16 protein-coding genes are annotated in these 13,108 nt (G+C 63.9%); 4 read left to right on the top strand and 12 right to left on the bottom strand.

Features of this window, described 5'->3' with window-relative positions:
- Positions 1-118: 118 nt before the first annotated feature.
- The 10 genes from NLM31_RS36360 to NLM31_RS36315 all read right to left on the bottom strand — a co-directional run bounded on the left by NLM31_RS36360 (position 119) and on the right by NLM31_RS36315 (position 9,041).
- Positions 119-1,093 carry a type II secretion system F family protein gene (locus tag NLM31_RS36360; RefSeq protein WP_254134046.1) on the bottom strand — a complete coding sequence of 325 codons (975 nt, stop codon included), beginning with the start codon at positions 1,091-1,093 and terminating at the stop codon, positions 119-121.
- Positions 1,094-1,102: 9 nt separating this feature from the next.
- The gene (locus NLM31_RS36355; RefSeq protein WP_254195338.1) at positions 1,103-2,080 is read right to left on the bottom strand and encodes a type II secretion system F family protein; all 978 of its coding nucleotides are present in this window, start codon (positions 2,078-2,080) and stop codon (positions 1,103-1,105) included.
- Between the two features lie 16 nt (positions 2,081-2,096).
- Positions 2,097-3,560, bottom strand: a complete 1,464-nt coding sequence (locus NLM31_RS36350; protein WP_254195337.1) for a CpaF family protein — start codon at positions 3,558-3,560, stop codon at positions 2,097-2,099.
- A gap of 21 nt (positions 3,561-3,581) precedes the next feature.
- On the bottom strand, positions 3,582-4,847 hold the full coding sequence (locus NLM31_RS36345) for an AAA family ATPase (RefSeq protein WP_254134043.1): 1,266 nt from the start codon (positions 4,845-4,847) through the stop codon (positions 3,582-3,584).
- Positions 4,844-5,575, bottom strand: a complete 732-nt coding sequence (locus NLM31_RS36340; protein WP_254134042.1) for a CpaD family pilus assembly protein — start codon at positions 5,573-5,575, stop codon at positions 4,844-4,846. The genes NLM31_RS36345 and NLM31_RS36340 overlap by 4 nt, the downstream gene beginning before the upstream one ends.
- Positions 5,576-5,595: 20 nt before the next feature.
- Positions 5,596-7,071, bottom strand: coding sequence for a type II and III secretion system protein family protein (locus tag NLM31_RS36335; protein ID WP_254134041.1), 1,476 nt, complete (start codon positions 7,069-7,071; stop codon positions 5,596-5,598).
- A gap of 11 nt (positions 7,072-7,082) precedes the next feature.
- The gene (cpaB, locus tag NLM31_RS36330) at positions 7,083-7,880 is read right to left on the bottom strand and encodes a Flp pilus assembly protein CpaB (protein WP_254195336.1); all 798 of its coding nucleotides are present in this window, start codon (positions 7,878-7,880) and stop codon (positions 7,083-7,085) included.
- A gap of 127 nt (positions 7,881-8,007) precedes the next feature.
- The gene (locus NLM31_RS36325) at positions 8,008-8,532 is read right to left on the bottom strand and encodes a prepilin peptidase (RefSeq protein WP_148776824.1); all 525 of its coding nucleotides are present in this window, start codon (positions 8,530-8,532) and stop codon (positions 8,008-8,010) included.
- Positions 8,533-8,657: 125 nt separating this feature from the next.
- On the bottom strand, positions 8,658-8,798 hold the full coding sequence (locus NLM31_RS36320) for a hypothetical protein (protein WP_254135578.1): 141 nt from the start codon (positions 8,796-8,798) through the stop codon (positions 8,658-8,660).
- Positions 8,799-8,876: 78 nt separating this feature from the next.
- Entirely contained in the window at positions 8,877-9,041 is a 165-nt protein-coding gene (locus tag NLM31_RS36315; protein ID WP_008131913.1) for a Flp family type IVb pilin, read from the bottom strand.
- Between the two features lie 260 nt (positions 9,042-9,301).
- On the opposite strand from NLM31_RS36315, the gene NLM31_RS36310 reads away from it, so the two are divergent.
- From NLM31_RS36310 to NLM31_RS36295, 4 genes are all read left to right on the top strand, one after another.
- Positions 9,302-10,129: a sterol desaturase family protein gene (locus NLM31_RS36310; protein ID WP_254135531.1), complete on the top strand. Its 828-nt coding sequence runs from the start codon at positions 9,302-9,304 to the stop codon at positions 10,127-10,129.
- Between the two features lie 159 nt (positions 10,130-10,288).
- The gene (locus NLM31_RS36305; RefSeq protein WP_254134039.1) at positions 10,289-10,786 is read left to right on the top strand and encodes a pilus assembly protein N-terminal domain-containing protein; all 498 of its coding nucleotides are present in this window, start codon (positions 10,289-10,291) and stop codon (positions 10,784-10,786) included.
- 214 nt (positions 10,787-11,000) lie between these two features.
- Positions 11,001-11,579: a TadE/TadG family type IV pilus assembly protein gene (locus NLM31_RS36300; RefSeq protein WP_254134038.1), complete on the top strand. Its 579-nt coding sequence runs from the start codon at positions 11,001-11,003 to the stop codon at positions 11,577-11,579.
- Positions 11,580-11,602: 23 nt separating this feature from the next.
- Positions 11,603-12,226 (top strand): TadE/TadG family type IV pilus assembly protein, encoded by a 624-nt coding sequence (locus NLM31_RS36295; protein ID WP_254135530.1) that lies wholly within the window; start codon positions 11,603-11,605, stop codon positions 12,224-12,226.
- Between the two features lie 93 nt (positions 12,227-12,319).
- Here the strand turns inward: NLM31_RS36295 and NLM31_RS36290 are convergent, their stop codons facing one another.
- Positions 12,320-12,532, bottom strand: a complete 213-nt coding sequence (locus NLM31_RS36290; protein WP_188101588.1) for a cold-shock protein — start codon at positions 12,530-12,532, stop codon at positions 12,320-12,322.
- A gap of 266 nt (positions 12,533-12,798) precedes the next feature.
- Positions 12,799-13,086 carry a translation initiation factor IF-1 gene (gene infA / locus NLM31_RS36285; protein WP_018646603.1) on the bottom strand — a complete coding sequence of 96 codons (288 nt, stop codon included), beginning with the start codon at positions 13,084-13,086 and terminating at the stop codon, positions 12,799-12,801.
- Between the last annotated feature and the right edge of the window lie 22 nt (positions 13,087-13,108).

Below are 13,108 nucleotides of genomic sequence, written 5' to 3'. Positions count from 1 at the left end.
GGCGCGATCAGGAGAATTTCGTCAGATACTTCGGAGCTTTGCAGCGATCCACATGGCATCCGGCCGGCCTTGGCCGGCTACTGTGCATGGGGTTGTTTCGCGGTTTTGTCCCGCTGCGTCAGTGCAGCTCGGAGATCTTGATGCCGGTCGGTCCGAGAATGACGACGAACAGCACCGGCAGGAAGAACAGGATCATCGGCACCGTCAGCTTCGGCGGCAGCGCGGCGGCCTTCTTCTCGGCTTCGTTCATGCGCATGTCGCGGTTCTCCTGCGCCATGACGCGCAGGGATTGGCCGAGCGGGGTGCCGTAGCGTTCCGCCTGCTGAAGCGCCAGACACACCGATTTGACGCCTTCGAGCCCGGTGCGTTTCGCCAGGTTTTCATACGCCACCTTGCGGTCCTGCAAATAGGACAGCTCGGCGGTGGTCAGCGTGAACTCCTCCGACAGCGCGATCGACTGGCCGACGATTTCGGTCGCGACCTTGCGGAACGCCATTTCCACCGACATGCCGGATTCGATGCAGATCAGCAGCAGGTCGAGCGCATCGGGGAAGGCGCGCTTGATCGAGAGCTGGCGCTTGGAGATCGCGTTCTTCAGGAACAGCATCGGGGCCTGCAGGCCGAGATAGGCCGCACCGACGCAGATGCCGATCTTGATCGGCATCGGGCGATCCATATGGGCGATCAGGAACACGTAGACGACCGAGCCGACGAACAGCACGAGCGGCGCGACCATGCGGGCGAACAGGAAGGTGACGTAAGGCGCCTGGCCGCGATAGCCCGCCATGATCAGCTTGTCGCGCGCAGCTTCCTGCGCCAGCCATTTGGTGAGGTTGAAGTCGTCGACCACCTTGGAGACGAGCTGCTTGGGGGTCTGGCGCAGCGAGACCTTCTCGCTCTTGTTGAGGCGTTCGCGCTCGCGCTGCCGGATCCGCTCGCGCTCGCTCGCCACCGCCTTCATGCGCTTGGCGAGACCCTCGCCGGCGAACAGCGGCATCACCAGCGTATACACCGTGGCACTGGCGGCGATGGCCGCCAGCAGCATGGTCATGAAGTGCGGGTCATGCAGTTTCGTAACGAGGAAGTCGACCATACGGCACCGTCAGAAATCGAAGTTGATCATCTTCTTCATCACCATGATGCCGACCGACATCCAGGCAACGCAGCCGACCAGCATGAGCTGGCCGGTGGGATGGGTCCACAGCAGGGAGATGTAGCCGGGCGTCGTGAGATAGACGAGGAACATCACGATCGGCGGCAACGAGCCGATGATGCCGGCCGAAGCCTTGGCTTCCATCGACATCGCCTGGATCTTTTCCTTCATCTTCTTGCGGTCGCGCAGCACCTTGGAGAGGTTGCCCAGCGCTTCGGAGAGATTGCCGCCCGACTTCTGCTGGATCGACACCACGATGCCGAAGAAATTGGCCTCCGGCAGCGGCATGCGCTCATAGAGGCGCGAGCAGGCCTCGCCGAGCGGCATGCCGATGGCCTGCGTCTCGATGATGGCGAGGAATTCGCTGCGCAGCGGCTCCGGTGCGTCGGCCGCAACGACCTTGATGGATTCGAACAGCGGCAGGCCGGCCTTGATGCCGCGGACGATGACGTCGACGGCGTCGGGCAGCGCGGCCAGGAACTTGTTTTCGCGGCGCTTCTTCAGGAAGCCCAGCGTCCAGCGCGGCAGGCCGAGGCCGCCGGCAAAGGCAAGACCGGCCGCGCCGATCAGGCCGCCGCCACCGAATAGCGCGCCGAAGAAAAACACGCCTGCCACGACGGCGGATGCGATCCAGAATTTCTGCGGCGTCCAGTCGAGCCCCGCCTGTGAAATGCGGACGTGGAGCGGAACGCTCTTTTCCTGCGCCCGCCTCGCCTCGAGGTCCTTGAGCGAGGTCTCGACCTGCTCGCGGCGCGAGCGCTGGCTCTTTTCAGCCTGCTTGGCCGCGGGCGCGTCGGCGCGCCCGATCGAGGCCCGGCGGCTCTCGGCCTTCCGTTCGCCCGACAGCAGCGGATAGAGAAAGACCCAGGCGATGCCGCCGACGGCGGCGGTGGCGAGGAAGGCGAGGGCGAGGACCTGCATGTTCATGGCTGTAGCGACCTGCTCACGTGTTCGGTGCCACTTCCGCGGCGTCGAGCGCAGCGCCGAGGCGTTTCTCTTCGCCGTAGTAGCGGGCGCGCTCCCAGAATTTCGGGCGGCCGATGCCGGTCGAGCGGTGCTTGCCGATGATCTTGCCGTTGGCGTCCTCGCCGACCAGGTCGTAGAGGAAGATGTCCTGGGTGATGATGGTATCGCCTTCCATGCCCATCACCTCGGTGATGTGGGTGATGCGGCGCGAACCGTCGCGCAGGCGCGCGGCCTGGACGATGACGTCGATCGAGGCGCAGATCATTTCGCGAATGGTGCGCGAGGGCAGCGAGAAGCCGCCCATCGTGATCATGGATTCGCAGCGTGACAGTGCTTCGCGGGGATTGTTGGCGTGCAGCGTACCCATCGAGCCGTCGTGGCCGGTGTTCATGGCCTGGAGGAGGTCGAAGGCCTCCGGGCCGCGGACTTCGCCGACGATGATGCGTTCAGGACGCATACGCAGACAGTTGCGCACCAGCTCGCGCATGGTGACCTGGCCTTCGCCCTCGATGTTGGGCGGCCGGGTTTCGAGCCGCACCACGTGGGGCTGCTGCAGCTGGAGTTCGGCGGCGTCTTCGCAGGTGATGACGCGCTCGTCGTGCTCGATATAGTTGGTCAGGCAGTTGAGCAGCGTGGTCTTGCCCGAGCCGGTACCGCCGGAGATCAGCACGTTGCAGCGGACACGTCCGATGATCTGGAGGATTTCCGCGCCTTCCGGCGAGATCGCGCCGAACTTGACCAGCTGATCCAGCGTCAGCTTGTCTTTCTTGAACTTACGAATGGTGAGCGCGGGGCCGTCGATGGCGAGCGGTGGCACGATGGCGTTGACGCGGGAGCCGTCGGCGAGGCGCGCGTCGCAGATCGGCGAGGATTCGTCGACGCGCCGGCCGACCTGGCTGACGATGCGTTGGCAGATGTTGAGGAGCTGCTGATTGTCGCGGAAGCGGATGCCGGTTTTCTGGATCTTGCCGCTGACTTCGATGAAGACCGTGCCGGCGCCGTTCACCATGATGTCGGCGATGTCGTCGCGCGCCAAGAGCGGCTCGAGCGGACCATAGCCGAGCACGTCGTTGCAGATATCGTCGAGCAGCTCTTCCTGCTCGGCGATCGACATCACGATGTTCTTGATCGCGATGATCTCGTTGACGATGTCGCGGATTTCCTCGCGCGCCGACTCGGAATCGAGCTTGGCGAGCTGGGCGAGGTCGATGGCCTCGATCAGCGCGCCGAAGATGGTCGCCTTGACCTCGTAATAATTGTCCGAGCGGCGGGTCTCCATGACCGGCGCCGGCCGGGAGGGGGCGAGCGGCGGCGAGGCGACGGCCGGCGGGGGCGGCGCGCGTGACACCGTCGGCGCCGGAGCCGGGGCAGGCTCTGGCGACACGGCGCCGGGCTTGGGTGCCCGAAGGTCGGTGTCTGTTCCGCTACGCTTACCGAACACTTAACGACTCCATGCGGCGGCCTATTTTCCCCGCAACTTCTCAATCAGCGGTGAAAGCAGGGACGACTTTTGTTTCTTCGTCTCGCTGCGGCCGGTCAGGCGCTGGGCGATCTGGAGGAACATCTCGATCGACTTGTGGTTGGCGGAGATCTCCGCGATCATCTGGCCGTTGTTGGCGGCCGCCCCGAAGATCTGAGGCTCGAACGGGATCGAGACGACCGGCTGGCTCTCGATCGCCTTGGCGAATTCGGCCGCCGCGATCTCTGGCCGCTTGGGAACGCCGACCTGGTTCAGGCAATACAGCGGCGGGCGGTCGTTGGGACGCGCGGCCTTCAGCAGATCGAACAGGTTTTTGGTGTTGCGGAGGTTAGCGAGGTCCGGCGCCGCCACGATCAGGATGTCGTCGGCGCCGATCAAGGCGCGCTTGGTCCAGCCCGACCATTGATGCGGGATGTCGAGCACGATGCAGGGCATGGTCGAACGCAGCGTGTCGAACACCGAGTCGAAGGCGTCGGTGCCGAAATCATAGACCCGGTCGAGCGTTGCAGGCGCCGCCAGCAGGCTGAGGTGATCCGTGCATTTCGACAGCAGGCGGTCGATGAAGGCGGTATCGACGCGATCGGGCGAGAACACGGCGTCCGCGATGCCCTGCGGCGGGTCCTGGTTGTAGTCGAGCCCGGCGGTGCCGAAGGCGAGGTCCAGATCGGCGACCACGGCGTCCATCGCGAGATCCCGCGCGATCGCCCAGGCGACGTTGTGGGAGATGGTGGAGGCGCCGACGCCGCCCTTGGCGCCGACCACGGCAATGATGCGGCCCACCGCCTTGGCTTCCGGCGCCGAGAACAGGTTGCAGATCGAGCGGACGACGTCGATCGCGCCAACCGGCGCGAGCACGTAGTCGCTGACGCCACGGCGCACCAGCTCGCGATAGAGCATGACGTCGTTGATGCGGCCGATCACGACAACGCGGGTGCCGGCGTCGCAGACGGTGGCGAGCTGGTCGAGCCCGGCCAGCAAATCAGTGCGGGCGTCGCTCTCGAGCACGATCACGTTGGGAGTCGGCGCAGACCGATAAGCTTCGATCGCAGCCGCCATGCCACCCATCTGGATCTTCAGATGGGCCTTGCCGAGACGGCGGTCCTCGCCGGCCGATTGCACGGCGGCCGCAGTCTCCACGGTTTCGCAGAAGGCCTGAACCGAGACGCGCGGCGCGGGTGCAATATGCTCCTCGACCGGCGCAGGGGCCTCTGGCTGCTCTTCTTGAGTCTGGCGCGCGTAGCTGATCATTTGCCGGTGTCGCTGAGTTTGGCCTTGTCGGCCTCGGGATAGGCCACCGCCGTTGGAGTTCCCTTGCGGTACTTCTCGAAGGCGGCAGTGCGGCGCACCGTGTAGGCCGGAGTTTCAGACCGCGGCTGCTCGAGGTCGGACGGATTGTCGACCATGGCCGCGATGTTGCGCTGATAGGCGCAGCCGTAATTGTAGTAGTCCTTGTTCTCGAACCAGCTCTTGTTCTTCATCGAGGGGCCGAGATCCTCCGGCCACAGGCCGCAGGGGCCCGCAACCGCGGCGATCTTGGAATAGGTGAGCCGGATCGGCGGCAGGAAGCGCTTGTCTTCCGGCTGGTAGGGACGTGCGATGATGCCGCGCGGGGGAACGCCCGCCGCCGCCAGCATCGCCTGAATCTCCCGCATCGATTCCGCCACTGGACGCGCATTCGGCGTTCCGGACGGTACGTCGATGTGGATGGCGCCGGTGCCCTCATGCATCCAGGTCGAGGCCAGGCCCATCACGTCGGCGCGCTGGGCTGCGGTCAGGCCGCCCCGGGCATGACCGACGAACACGACGATCGAACGGTTCTGTTCCTCGATCGCGATCGGATGACGCTGCTTGTAATCATCGGGGATCGAAGCGGTGGCCTCGTCGTGCTGGCAGCCGCCGAGCGCGAGCGCGATACCGACGAGCGCGGCGCCGAGGCCGGCGGCGCGGTAGCGGGTCTGGGGTCGTGTTGTGATCATCCTATGTCCCCGTTCCGCCATCAGTCCGTGATGAAGCCGTAGGTGCCGCGATAGTTCTTTGCCGGTTCGTTCCGGCCGGGCACGCCATAGATGCGATTGATGTTGCCGATCAGTTCGGCCTGCGGATCCGCCGGCGCCGCGAAGCCGTCATCCGGCCGCGACAGGTCCTTCGGTGCGGCTGCGCGAACGACATAGGGCGTCACGATCACGACCAGCTCGGTCGTGTTGTTGACGAAGTCGCGGCTGCGGAACAGCGTGCCGAGGATCGGGAGCTGCATGAGCCCCGGCAATCCGCTGATCGCCTGCTTGGTCTGCTGCTGGATCAGGCCGGCCATCGCCATCGCGCCGCCGGAGGGAATTTCCAGCGAGGTTTCGGCGCGGCGGGTCTTGATCGACGGCACCGTCAGCGAGTTGACGGAGGTCGAGGTCACGGCCTGCGACAGCGTGATCGCGTTTTCGTTCGACAGTTCCGAGACTTCGGTCATCACGTGCAGGCTGATCTTGCCCTCGGTCAGCACCACGGGGGTGAAGTTGAGCGAGATGCCGAACTTCTTGAAGCTGATCTGGGTGGTACAGACATGCGTGGTGGGATCGCAGGCGTAGCCTGCCGGCACTGGGAATTCACCGCCGGCGATGAAGGTCGCGGACTCGCCGGAGATCGCGGTCAGGTTCGGTTCGGCCAGTGTCCGGATCACGCCTGCGGTTTCCATCGCGCGCAGGGTGGCCTGCACCGACGGCGCTGCGCCGAACTTGGTGGTCAGAGCGTTGCCGTCGACGAGATTCTTGCCAAGCGCCGTGAACGGGTTGGAGTTGGAAAAGGTCACCACCGAGGTGCCGTAGTTCAGGTTCGCGGTGAGATCGATGCCAAGCTGCTTGATGACGGTGCGCGCGACTTCCGCGACAGTCACCTTCAACATGACCTGGTCGCGGCCGCGGACCACGATCGAATTCACCACCTTTTCGGGGCCGCCGGCAAGGCGTACCGCGAGGTCGTTGGCCTGCTGCGCTTCGAGCGGGTTGGCCGCGCTCCCGGTCAGGATGACGCCGTCGCCGAGACCGTCGATCTGGATGTCGGAATTGGGCAGGATCTGCTTCAGCGCTGCACGAACGCCGTTGAGGTCGCGCTTGACCGCGATGTCATAGGCCGCAATCTGCTGGCCGGCGGAATCGAAGAACACGATGTTGGTCTGGCCGATCGAAGCGCCGATGATGTAGGCGCGCTGCGACGAGCGGACCACCGCGTTGGCGATCTTGGGATCGGCAACCAGCACATCCTTGATGTCGCGCGGCAGGTCGATCACGATCGACTTGCCGATGCCGAGCGAGAGGAAGCGCGCGTTCATCTGGCCGTCGGCTGCAACCGGCGCCGCGGGACGGTAGTCCGCGGCGATCACGGGCGTCAGCGCGGGGTTGAGCGTCAGCGCGAGAGCGGCCGAGAACGACAGGGCGCGAACCATCGAAGTCCGCATCGTCGCCAGATCTGCCCTGCATTTCATATCGACTGTCCTCATCGTGCCTTCGTCGCCTGGGTCGGAATGCCGTAACGAATGATCGAAACGCCATCGCGCTTCTGGGCGGAATCATCGAGCGTGATCTCGCTCGTCTTGACGTCGGCAATGCTGCGCAGCGCCAGCGACAGCGTTCCGGCCTGTCGGGACGAGGACAGCAGCTGGGTTTGTGCGGAATTGAGCTCCAGCGTCACGGTCTTGCCGATCACCGCGTTCTGGCCGTCTTTCTCCTTCGGCGCCTGGTCGATGGCGAGCACGCGGACATTGACCAGAATGACCTCGGACGTGATGACGTCCTGCGCGCCGGCGCTCTGGTCCGGGTTCTTGAGGCGGCGCGTCAGCAGCACATCGACGCGATCGTTCGGCAGGATGAAGCCGCCCGCGCCGGTCTCCGGCGAGATTTCGGTGGAGATGGCGCGCATGCCGGTCGGGAGGATCGCAGCCATGAAGCCGGACCCATCGGCCTTGACCAGCTTCTGGTCGCGGATCGGCTCACCCTGGATGAAGGGAGCGCGCGCGATCGAGCCGACGACCTGGGTCGCGCCATCGGGGCGTTCGGTGCGGCGGATGAAGGTGGCGCTGGCGGTCGCGGTGGGCCAGGTCTGCCACTGCACGTCTTCCGCCTTCACGGTCTGGCCGAGGCCGATGTCGTTCTTGGCGACGAGCACGTCGGTGGTGGGAAGCTGCGCGACCGGAGCCGCTGGAGGCGGCGCAGAGTCCGAGCCGCTCGCCAGATACGCGGCGACGCCGCCGGCGCAGATGGCGACCGTCAGGACGACTATGCGTGCCCTATTCATACGCTTCACTTTCCACAGAACGCCGCGACGCTGCCGCCGCCGTATTCGGCAGTTGACCAGCTATTCGTCAAAGCATGGTTAATGAGGCGTATCTAAATCGCCTTAACGCCGGGTTTATCCGGAACCTTCAGCGCAGTGCGAGGTGAGCGAGGTCGATCGCTTTCACCCATTCGGTCTCGGGGTAGACCATCAGTGCGCCGAGTGCGAGCGCGATGCCGTAGGGAATACCGGTCTGCTTGTCGTGGAGTCGCGCGAGCCAGGCCTGACCGGCAAGCCCGTAAGGCAACGGCCATTGCCGGAACTGGAGCAGAAGCAGGGTCAGCGCACCGCCGAACAGCGAAGCGTAGAGCAGGAAGTCCATCAAGGGGCCGAAGCCGAACCAGAGCGCGACGGAAGCTGCGACCTTGGCGTCGCCGCCGCCCATCCAGCCCATCGCAAAGCAAGTGAAAGCCACGACGAGGAGCAGCGCGCCGGCGCCGACATGGCTGAGCATCTCGTAAGGTGCCATGCCACCGGCAAAGGCGAGCACGAAGAAACCTGCCACCAGCGCCAGCGAGACGCGGTTCGAGATCGTCATGGTGAAGAGATCGCTGGCGGCTGCGAACGCCATCAGGGCCGGGAACAGCAGAAGGCGCGCGAGGTCGAGGATCATGGGCTGCGTCTTGAGGCCTGGGTCTGTCGCCCGGATCGGGGCGTCGGCGCATGCTAGGGGGCAGTGCTAAACAAACCGACAACGACCGCAGCGGCCTCGGGGCCGGTCATCCGGCGCCGGAAGGTTCACCACATGCTGGCGATGCGCATCGCGAGGGTGACCATGGCGAGCAGCAACGCAAGGCAGATCCAATAGGCCGAGGCGTCGCCTCGCGCCGTGTCCGCCTCGTTCGCCGCAATCGCGGCATCCGTTCTGTGCTTACGCAACGCCACTGGAACTCGCACTGTCCGCAAAAAACAAAGGCCCCGGAGGTCCGGGGCTTTTGCGATCGTCTGCCGGTCGGCTTACTTCAGCGAGGAGCTGATCGAGCCGAACTTGGCGTTCAGCGTGGTGCCGAGGTTGTTGACGACGGTGATGATGGCCAGCGCGATGCCGGCGGCGATCAGACCGTATTCGATGGCGGTGGCGCCGGATTCATCCTTCGCGAAACGCGCAATCAGGTTCTTCATGAAACTAAACTCCATCTGGGTGAGGTCGCCTCGATCGGCGCTGTCTTGACGCGACGAGCATGTGAGCCGAGCTCTTTCGGTAGAGTTAATTCGTTCGGTCAAACACGCATCTCACGCGATGCTTTTGGCCAGAGTGAACATCGCCTTAAGGCGGCCGTCTAAATTCGTTCCAGCCCCGAACGCGCCGTCAACTTCATCCTCCTTTAAATTTCGCGGAGTAGGCCTAAGGGGAGATCAAGCAGACTGGAACAGAAGCGATGATGTCGAGCCTACCCATGCAAGTCGCCTTGATGCTCGGCGAGACCATCGAGAAGGTGATCCCGGTCACCTTCATGCTCGCGGTGGTCTTCACCGTGCTCGAGCATTTCTGGGCGTGCAATGCCGGTCCGGTGTGGTGGCGCAAGCGCGAGATCGTGACCGACATCTGCTACTGGTTCTTCGTTCCGGTATTCGCCCGCACCATGCGGATCGGGCTCCTGATCGTTACCGCTGGTGTCGTCTTCAACATCCACGACGCCGACGAGCTGATCGCCTTCTATGACAACGGCCACGGCCCGCTGGCGCAGCTGCCGCTCTGGGTGCAGGGCGTGCTGTTCCTGGTCCTGGCCGACTTCATGCTGTACTGGCTGCACCGGCTGTTTCACGGCGGCGGGTTCTGGAAATATCATGCGATCCATCACTCCTCCGAGGAGATCAGCTGGATCTCGGCGGCCCGCTTCCACCCGGTCAATCTGATGCTCGGCACCATCGGCGTCGACGTCGTGCTGCTGATGGCCGGTATTTCGCCGAACGTGATGATCTGGGTCGGCCCGTTCACGACCTTCCATTCGGCCTTCGTGCACGCCAATCTGAACTGGACCTTCGGCCCCTTCAGATACGTGCTGGCGACGCCGGTGTTCCACCGTTGGCACCACACCTCGCTCGAGGAGGGCGGCGACACCAATTTTGCCGGCACCTTCCCGATCTGGGATGTGCTGTTCGGGACCTTCCGCATGCCGAAGGGCGAGCTGCCGCAGGATTACGGCAAGGATGAAGCGACGATGCCGAAGGAGATCGGCGGCCAGCTCGCTTACCCGTTCCGCCAGTAGGAGTGCGTCCGGCGCCGGGGCGACAAAAACGCCGGTCCGTTCAAACAATACTTGCCGAGTTTGCGGAACGTTCACGAATTACAGGCAGGTTAACCGGGTCGGGCGCCGGCTCCGCTTGCTGATCGATTCTGCCGGTTTGTGACGTCCCGGGGTAAGAGTATGCGTAAAGAGTTTCTGCGCCGCCACGCGCGCATCTGTCTCCTGGCTGCGGCTGCCGTGCTGGCTTCGCCGGCCATTGGCCTTGCCGAGCCCACCGCCGATACCATCGCGGTCAATGTCGACCAGGCCAAGCTGGTGCGCCTGCCCGGCAAGGTGGCAACGATCGTGGTCGGGAATCCCCTGATCGCCGACGTGACGCTGCAGCCCGGCGGGATGATCGTCGTGACCGGCAAGGGATACGGCGCCACCAACTTCATCGCGCTCGACCGCGGCGGCGAGATCCTGGTTGACCGGCAGATCCAGGTCGAAGGCCCAAGCGATCGTCTCGTCACCGTCTATCGCGGGATCGAACGGGAGTCCTATAGCTGCCTGCCGATCTGCCAGCGCCGCGTCACGCTCGGCGACAGCGACAATTTCTTCAGCACCACGATGAATCAGGCCGGAACGCTGAGCAACAGTGCCAGCGGCAACGGCGCCGCGGCTGCCAAGACGAACTAGCAGGATCGGCCGAGAGGCCCACCGGCGGGACCACCCGGTCCCGCGCGAGGCGTCGTGTGCGGCAGGCTTTCTGTTCTCCCGCGTCCGCGGGCCGGCGTGGTTAACCCGATCTTAACGACTCGGTCCGGCCGGTACGGATTGTCTGAAACACTTAAACAATCAGTTCTTGGTACTGATCGGGGCAGAGATCGCTGCCGCTGGGGAATTTCACGCGATGCCATCGCCCGCACCTTCGAGGTTCACGCTCCGGACTGCGCTGCGCCGGTTTCGCGGCAATCGCCGCGGCTCTGCAGCGGTCGAGTTCGCGCTGGTTGCGCCAATCTTCTTCGGGCTGTTGTTCGCGATCATCGAGACGGCGCTGATGTTCTTCGCGAGCCAGGTGCTCGAGACCATCACGCAGAGCTCCGCCCGCGTCGTTCTGACCGGGCAGGCGCAGTCTGGTTCGGTGACGAGTTGTGCGGTGAACTCCGTGGCCACGCCGTGCACCCAGGCGACGTTCAAGACCTACGTCTGTGCGCAGATCCCGGCGCTGTTCGATTGCAACAGCCTCAGCGTCGACGTCCAGAGCTATTCGGACTTCTCGTCGGTCACTCTCGGCAACTACACCGCCTGTAACTTCGATCCCACTACGGTGGGGTACAATCCCGGGAGCTCCGGGCAAGTCGTGGTGGTGCGGCTCTATTACAAGTGGCCGCTGTTCGTGACCGGGCTCGGCTACAATCTGGCCTGTAGCACCACCAACAATACACGGCTTCTCGTCGCGACGGCCGCATTCCAGAACGAGCCCTACTAGGACCATCGGATTTGAGCAGAACCATGCAGGCGATCCTGAAAATCTTGCAAGCTGGCCGTATCTCTGCAGGCAAATTCCGCGCGGACAACAAGGCCCTCGCGGCAACCGAGTTCGCGGTGATCGTGCCGGTGATGCTCGTGATGTTCTTCGGCACCGTCGAGCTCTCATCCGCGGTGGCGGTCGACCGCAAGGTGACGCTGATCGCGCGAACCCTGTCCGATTTGACGTCGCAGTCCTCAGGGACGCTGACCGACGCCAACCTCCAGAACACGTTCACGGCGAGCATGTCGATCATCACGCCGTACGACAATACGCTCGTGAACGGCACGATCGCCCAGATCTACATCGACGCAAACAGCGTCGCCAAGATTCAATGGAGCAAGTCCGCCGTCATTACGAGCGGTGCGACGCAGGCCAGCCTGACGGCTCCGCCGCCGACACTGGCGGCCAACACCACGGTCACGTCGATGATTCCGTCGACGCTGCTGCTTCCGTCGACCTATCTCATCTTCAGCCAGGTGAGCTACATCTACACAGCTCCCGTCAAATACGTCCTGAAGACGGGTGTCACGCTGAGCGATGTCTCTTATACGCGTCCGCGGCAGGTCACCTGCGTATACTATGGTGGCGTTCCGACGACGTGCTGAGCCGCACAGCGGCCAGGTTCGTCGATATCGCATAAAAAAAGGCCGTGCATCCCGCACGGCCTTTTTCGTTGTTCGGTGCGCTCGCGCTGGAGATCAGCCCGCGTCGCGAAGGTTGTCGGCGGCCGACTTGCCGGACCGGCGATCGGCGACGATCTCGTAGGAGATCTTCTGGCCTTCGCGCAGCGAGCCGAGGCCGGCGCGCTCGACGGCGCTGATGTGAACGAACACGTCCTTGCCGCCGTCGTCGGGCTGGATGAAGCCATAGCCCTTGGTCGCGTTAAACCACTTCACGGTTCCCATGCTCACGTGGGTAGTCCCTTCTCAGATACACAATTTAAAAGCCCGCTTGCGCAGGCAGGTTAGATCGAATTTTTGGAAGGGTCGTCAGCGTGTCTGAACCGGCTGTACCGGTGGATGCCAATGTCGTCCGGCCGAAAATCGATGTGTTCATTTTATTGGAACTAAGGCCCCAAAACAATCCTGACGTGCACGATTTTTTGATCCGCCGTGATGCTCACGGCGGATCAGCATACAGATCAGCATTTTCATTCCGCGCTTACGCGCGGGAGCCGTTAACGGCGGCGGAATTGGCCGCCGCGCTGTCCGGGACGCGGCGGTCCGCCGGCGGTCGCGGGACGTTCGTCCTTGTGGCGGAAAATCAGCCGGCCCTTTTCGAGGTCGTAGGGCGACATCTCCACCGTCACGCGGTCTCCCGCCAGCGTCTTGATGCGGTTCTTCTTCATCTTGCCGGCGGTGTAGGCGACGATCTCGTGCCCGGCGTCGAGCTGCACGCGGTAGCGCGCGTCGGGGAGGATTTCGGTGACCAGTCCTTCGAACTGGATCAGCTCTTCCTTAGCCATGAATTTCTCCAGGTCGTGGACG

The sequence above is a fragment of the Bradyrhizobium sp. CCGUVB4N genome (genome assembly GCF_024199945.1).
In the GTDB taxonomy this organism is placed as follows: Bacteria; Pseudomonadota; Alphaproteobacteria; order Rhizobiales; family Xanthobacteraceae; genus Bradyrhizobium.
The sequence above is the reverse complement of the archived record's forward strand: the minus strand, read 5'-3'. Positions and strand labels throughout refer to the sequence as shown.

Bases quoted from the DNA above. Each gene is read 5' to 3' on its own strand.
- NLM31_RS36360 (WP_254134046.1), bottom strand. From the start codon at position 1,093: ATGGTCGACTTCCTCGTTACGAAACTGCATGACCCGCACTTCATGACC.
- NLM31_RS36355 (WP_254195338.1), bottom strand. From the start codon at position 2,080: ATGAACATGCAGGTCCTCGCCCTCGCCTTCCTCGCCACCGCCGCCGTC.
- NLM31_RS36345 (WP_254134043.1), bottom strand. From the start codon at position 4,847: ATGATCAGCTACGCGCGCCAGACTCAAGAAGAGCAGCCAGAGGCCCCT.
- NLM31_RS36340 (WP_254134042.1), bottom strand. From the start codon at position 5,575: ATGATCACAACACGACCCCAGACCCGCTACCGCGCCGCCGGCCTCGGC.
- NLM31_RS36335 (WP_254134041.1), bottom strand. From the start codon at position 7,071: ATGAAATGCAGGGCAGATCTGGCGACGATGCGGACTTCGATGGTTCGC.
- cpaB (WP_254195336.1), bottom strand. From the start codon at position 7,880: ATGAATAGGGCACGCATAGTCGTCCTGACGGTCGCCATCTGCGCCGGC.
- NLM31_RS36325 (WP_148776824.1), bottom strand. From the start codon at position 8,532: ATGATCCTCGACCTCGCGCGCCTTCTGCTGTTCCCGGCCCTGATGGCG.
- NLM31_RS36315 (WP_008131913.1), bottom strand. From the start codon at position 9,041: ATGAAGAACCTGATTGCGCGTTTCGCGAAGGATGAATCCGGCGCCACC.
- NLM31_RS36310 (WP_254135531.1), top strand. From the start codon at position 9,302: ATGTCGAGCCTACCCATGCAAGTCGCCTTGATGCTCGGCGAGACCATC.
- NLM31_RS36305 (WP_254134039.1), top strand. From the start codon at position 10,289: ATGCGTAAAGAGTTTCTGCGCCGCCACGCGCGCATCTGTCTCCTGGCT.
- NLM31_RS36300 (WP_254134038.1), top strand. From the start codon at position 11,001: ATGCCATCGCCCGCACCTTCGAGGTTCACGCTCCGGACTGCGCTGCGC.
- NLM31_RS36295 (WP_254135530.1), top strand. From the start codon at position 11,603: ATGCAGGCGATCCTGAAAATCTTGCAAGCTGGCCGTATCTCTGCAGGC.
- infA (WP_018646603.1), bottom strand. From the start codon at position 13,086: ATGGCTAAGGAAGAGCTGATCCAGTTCGAAGGACTGGTCACCGAAATC.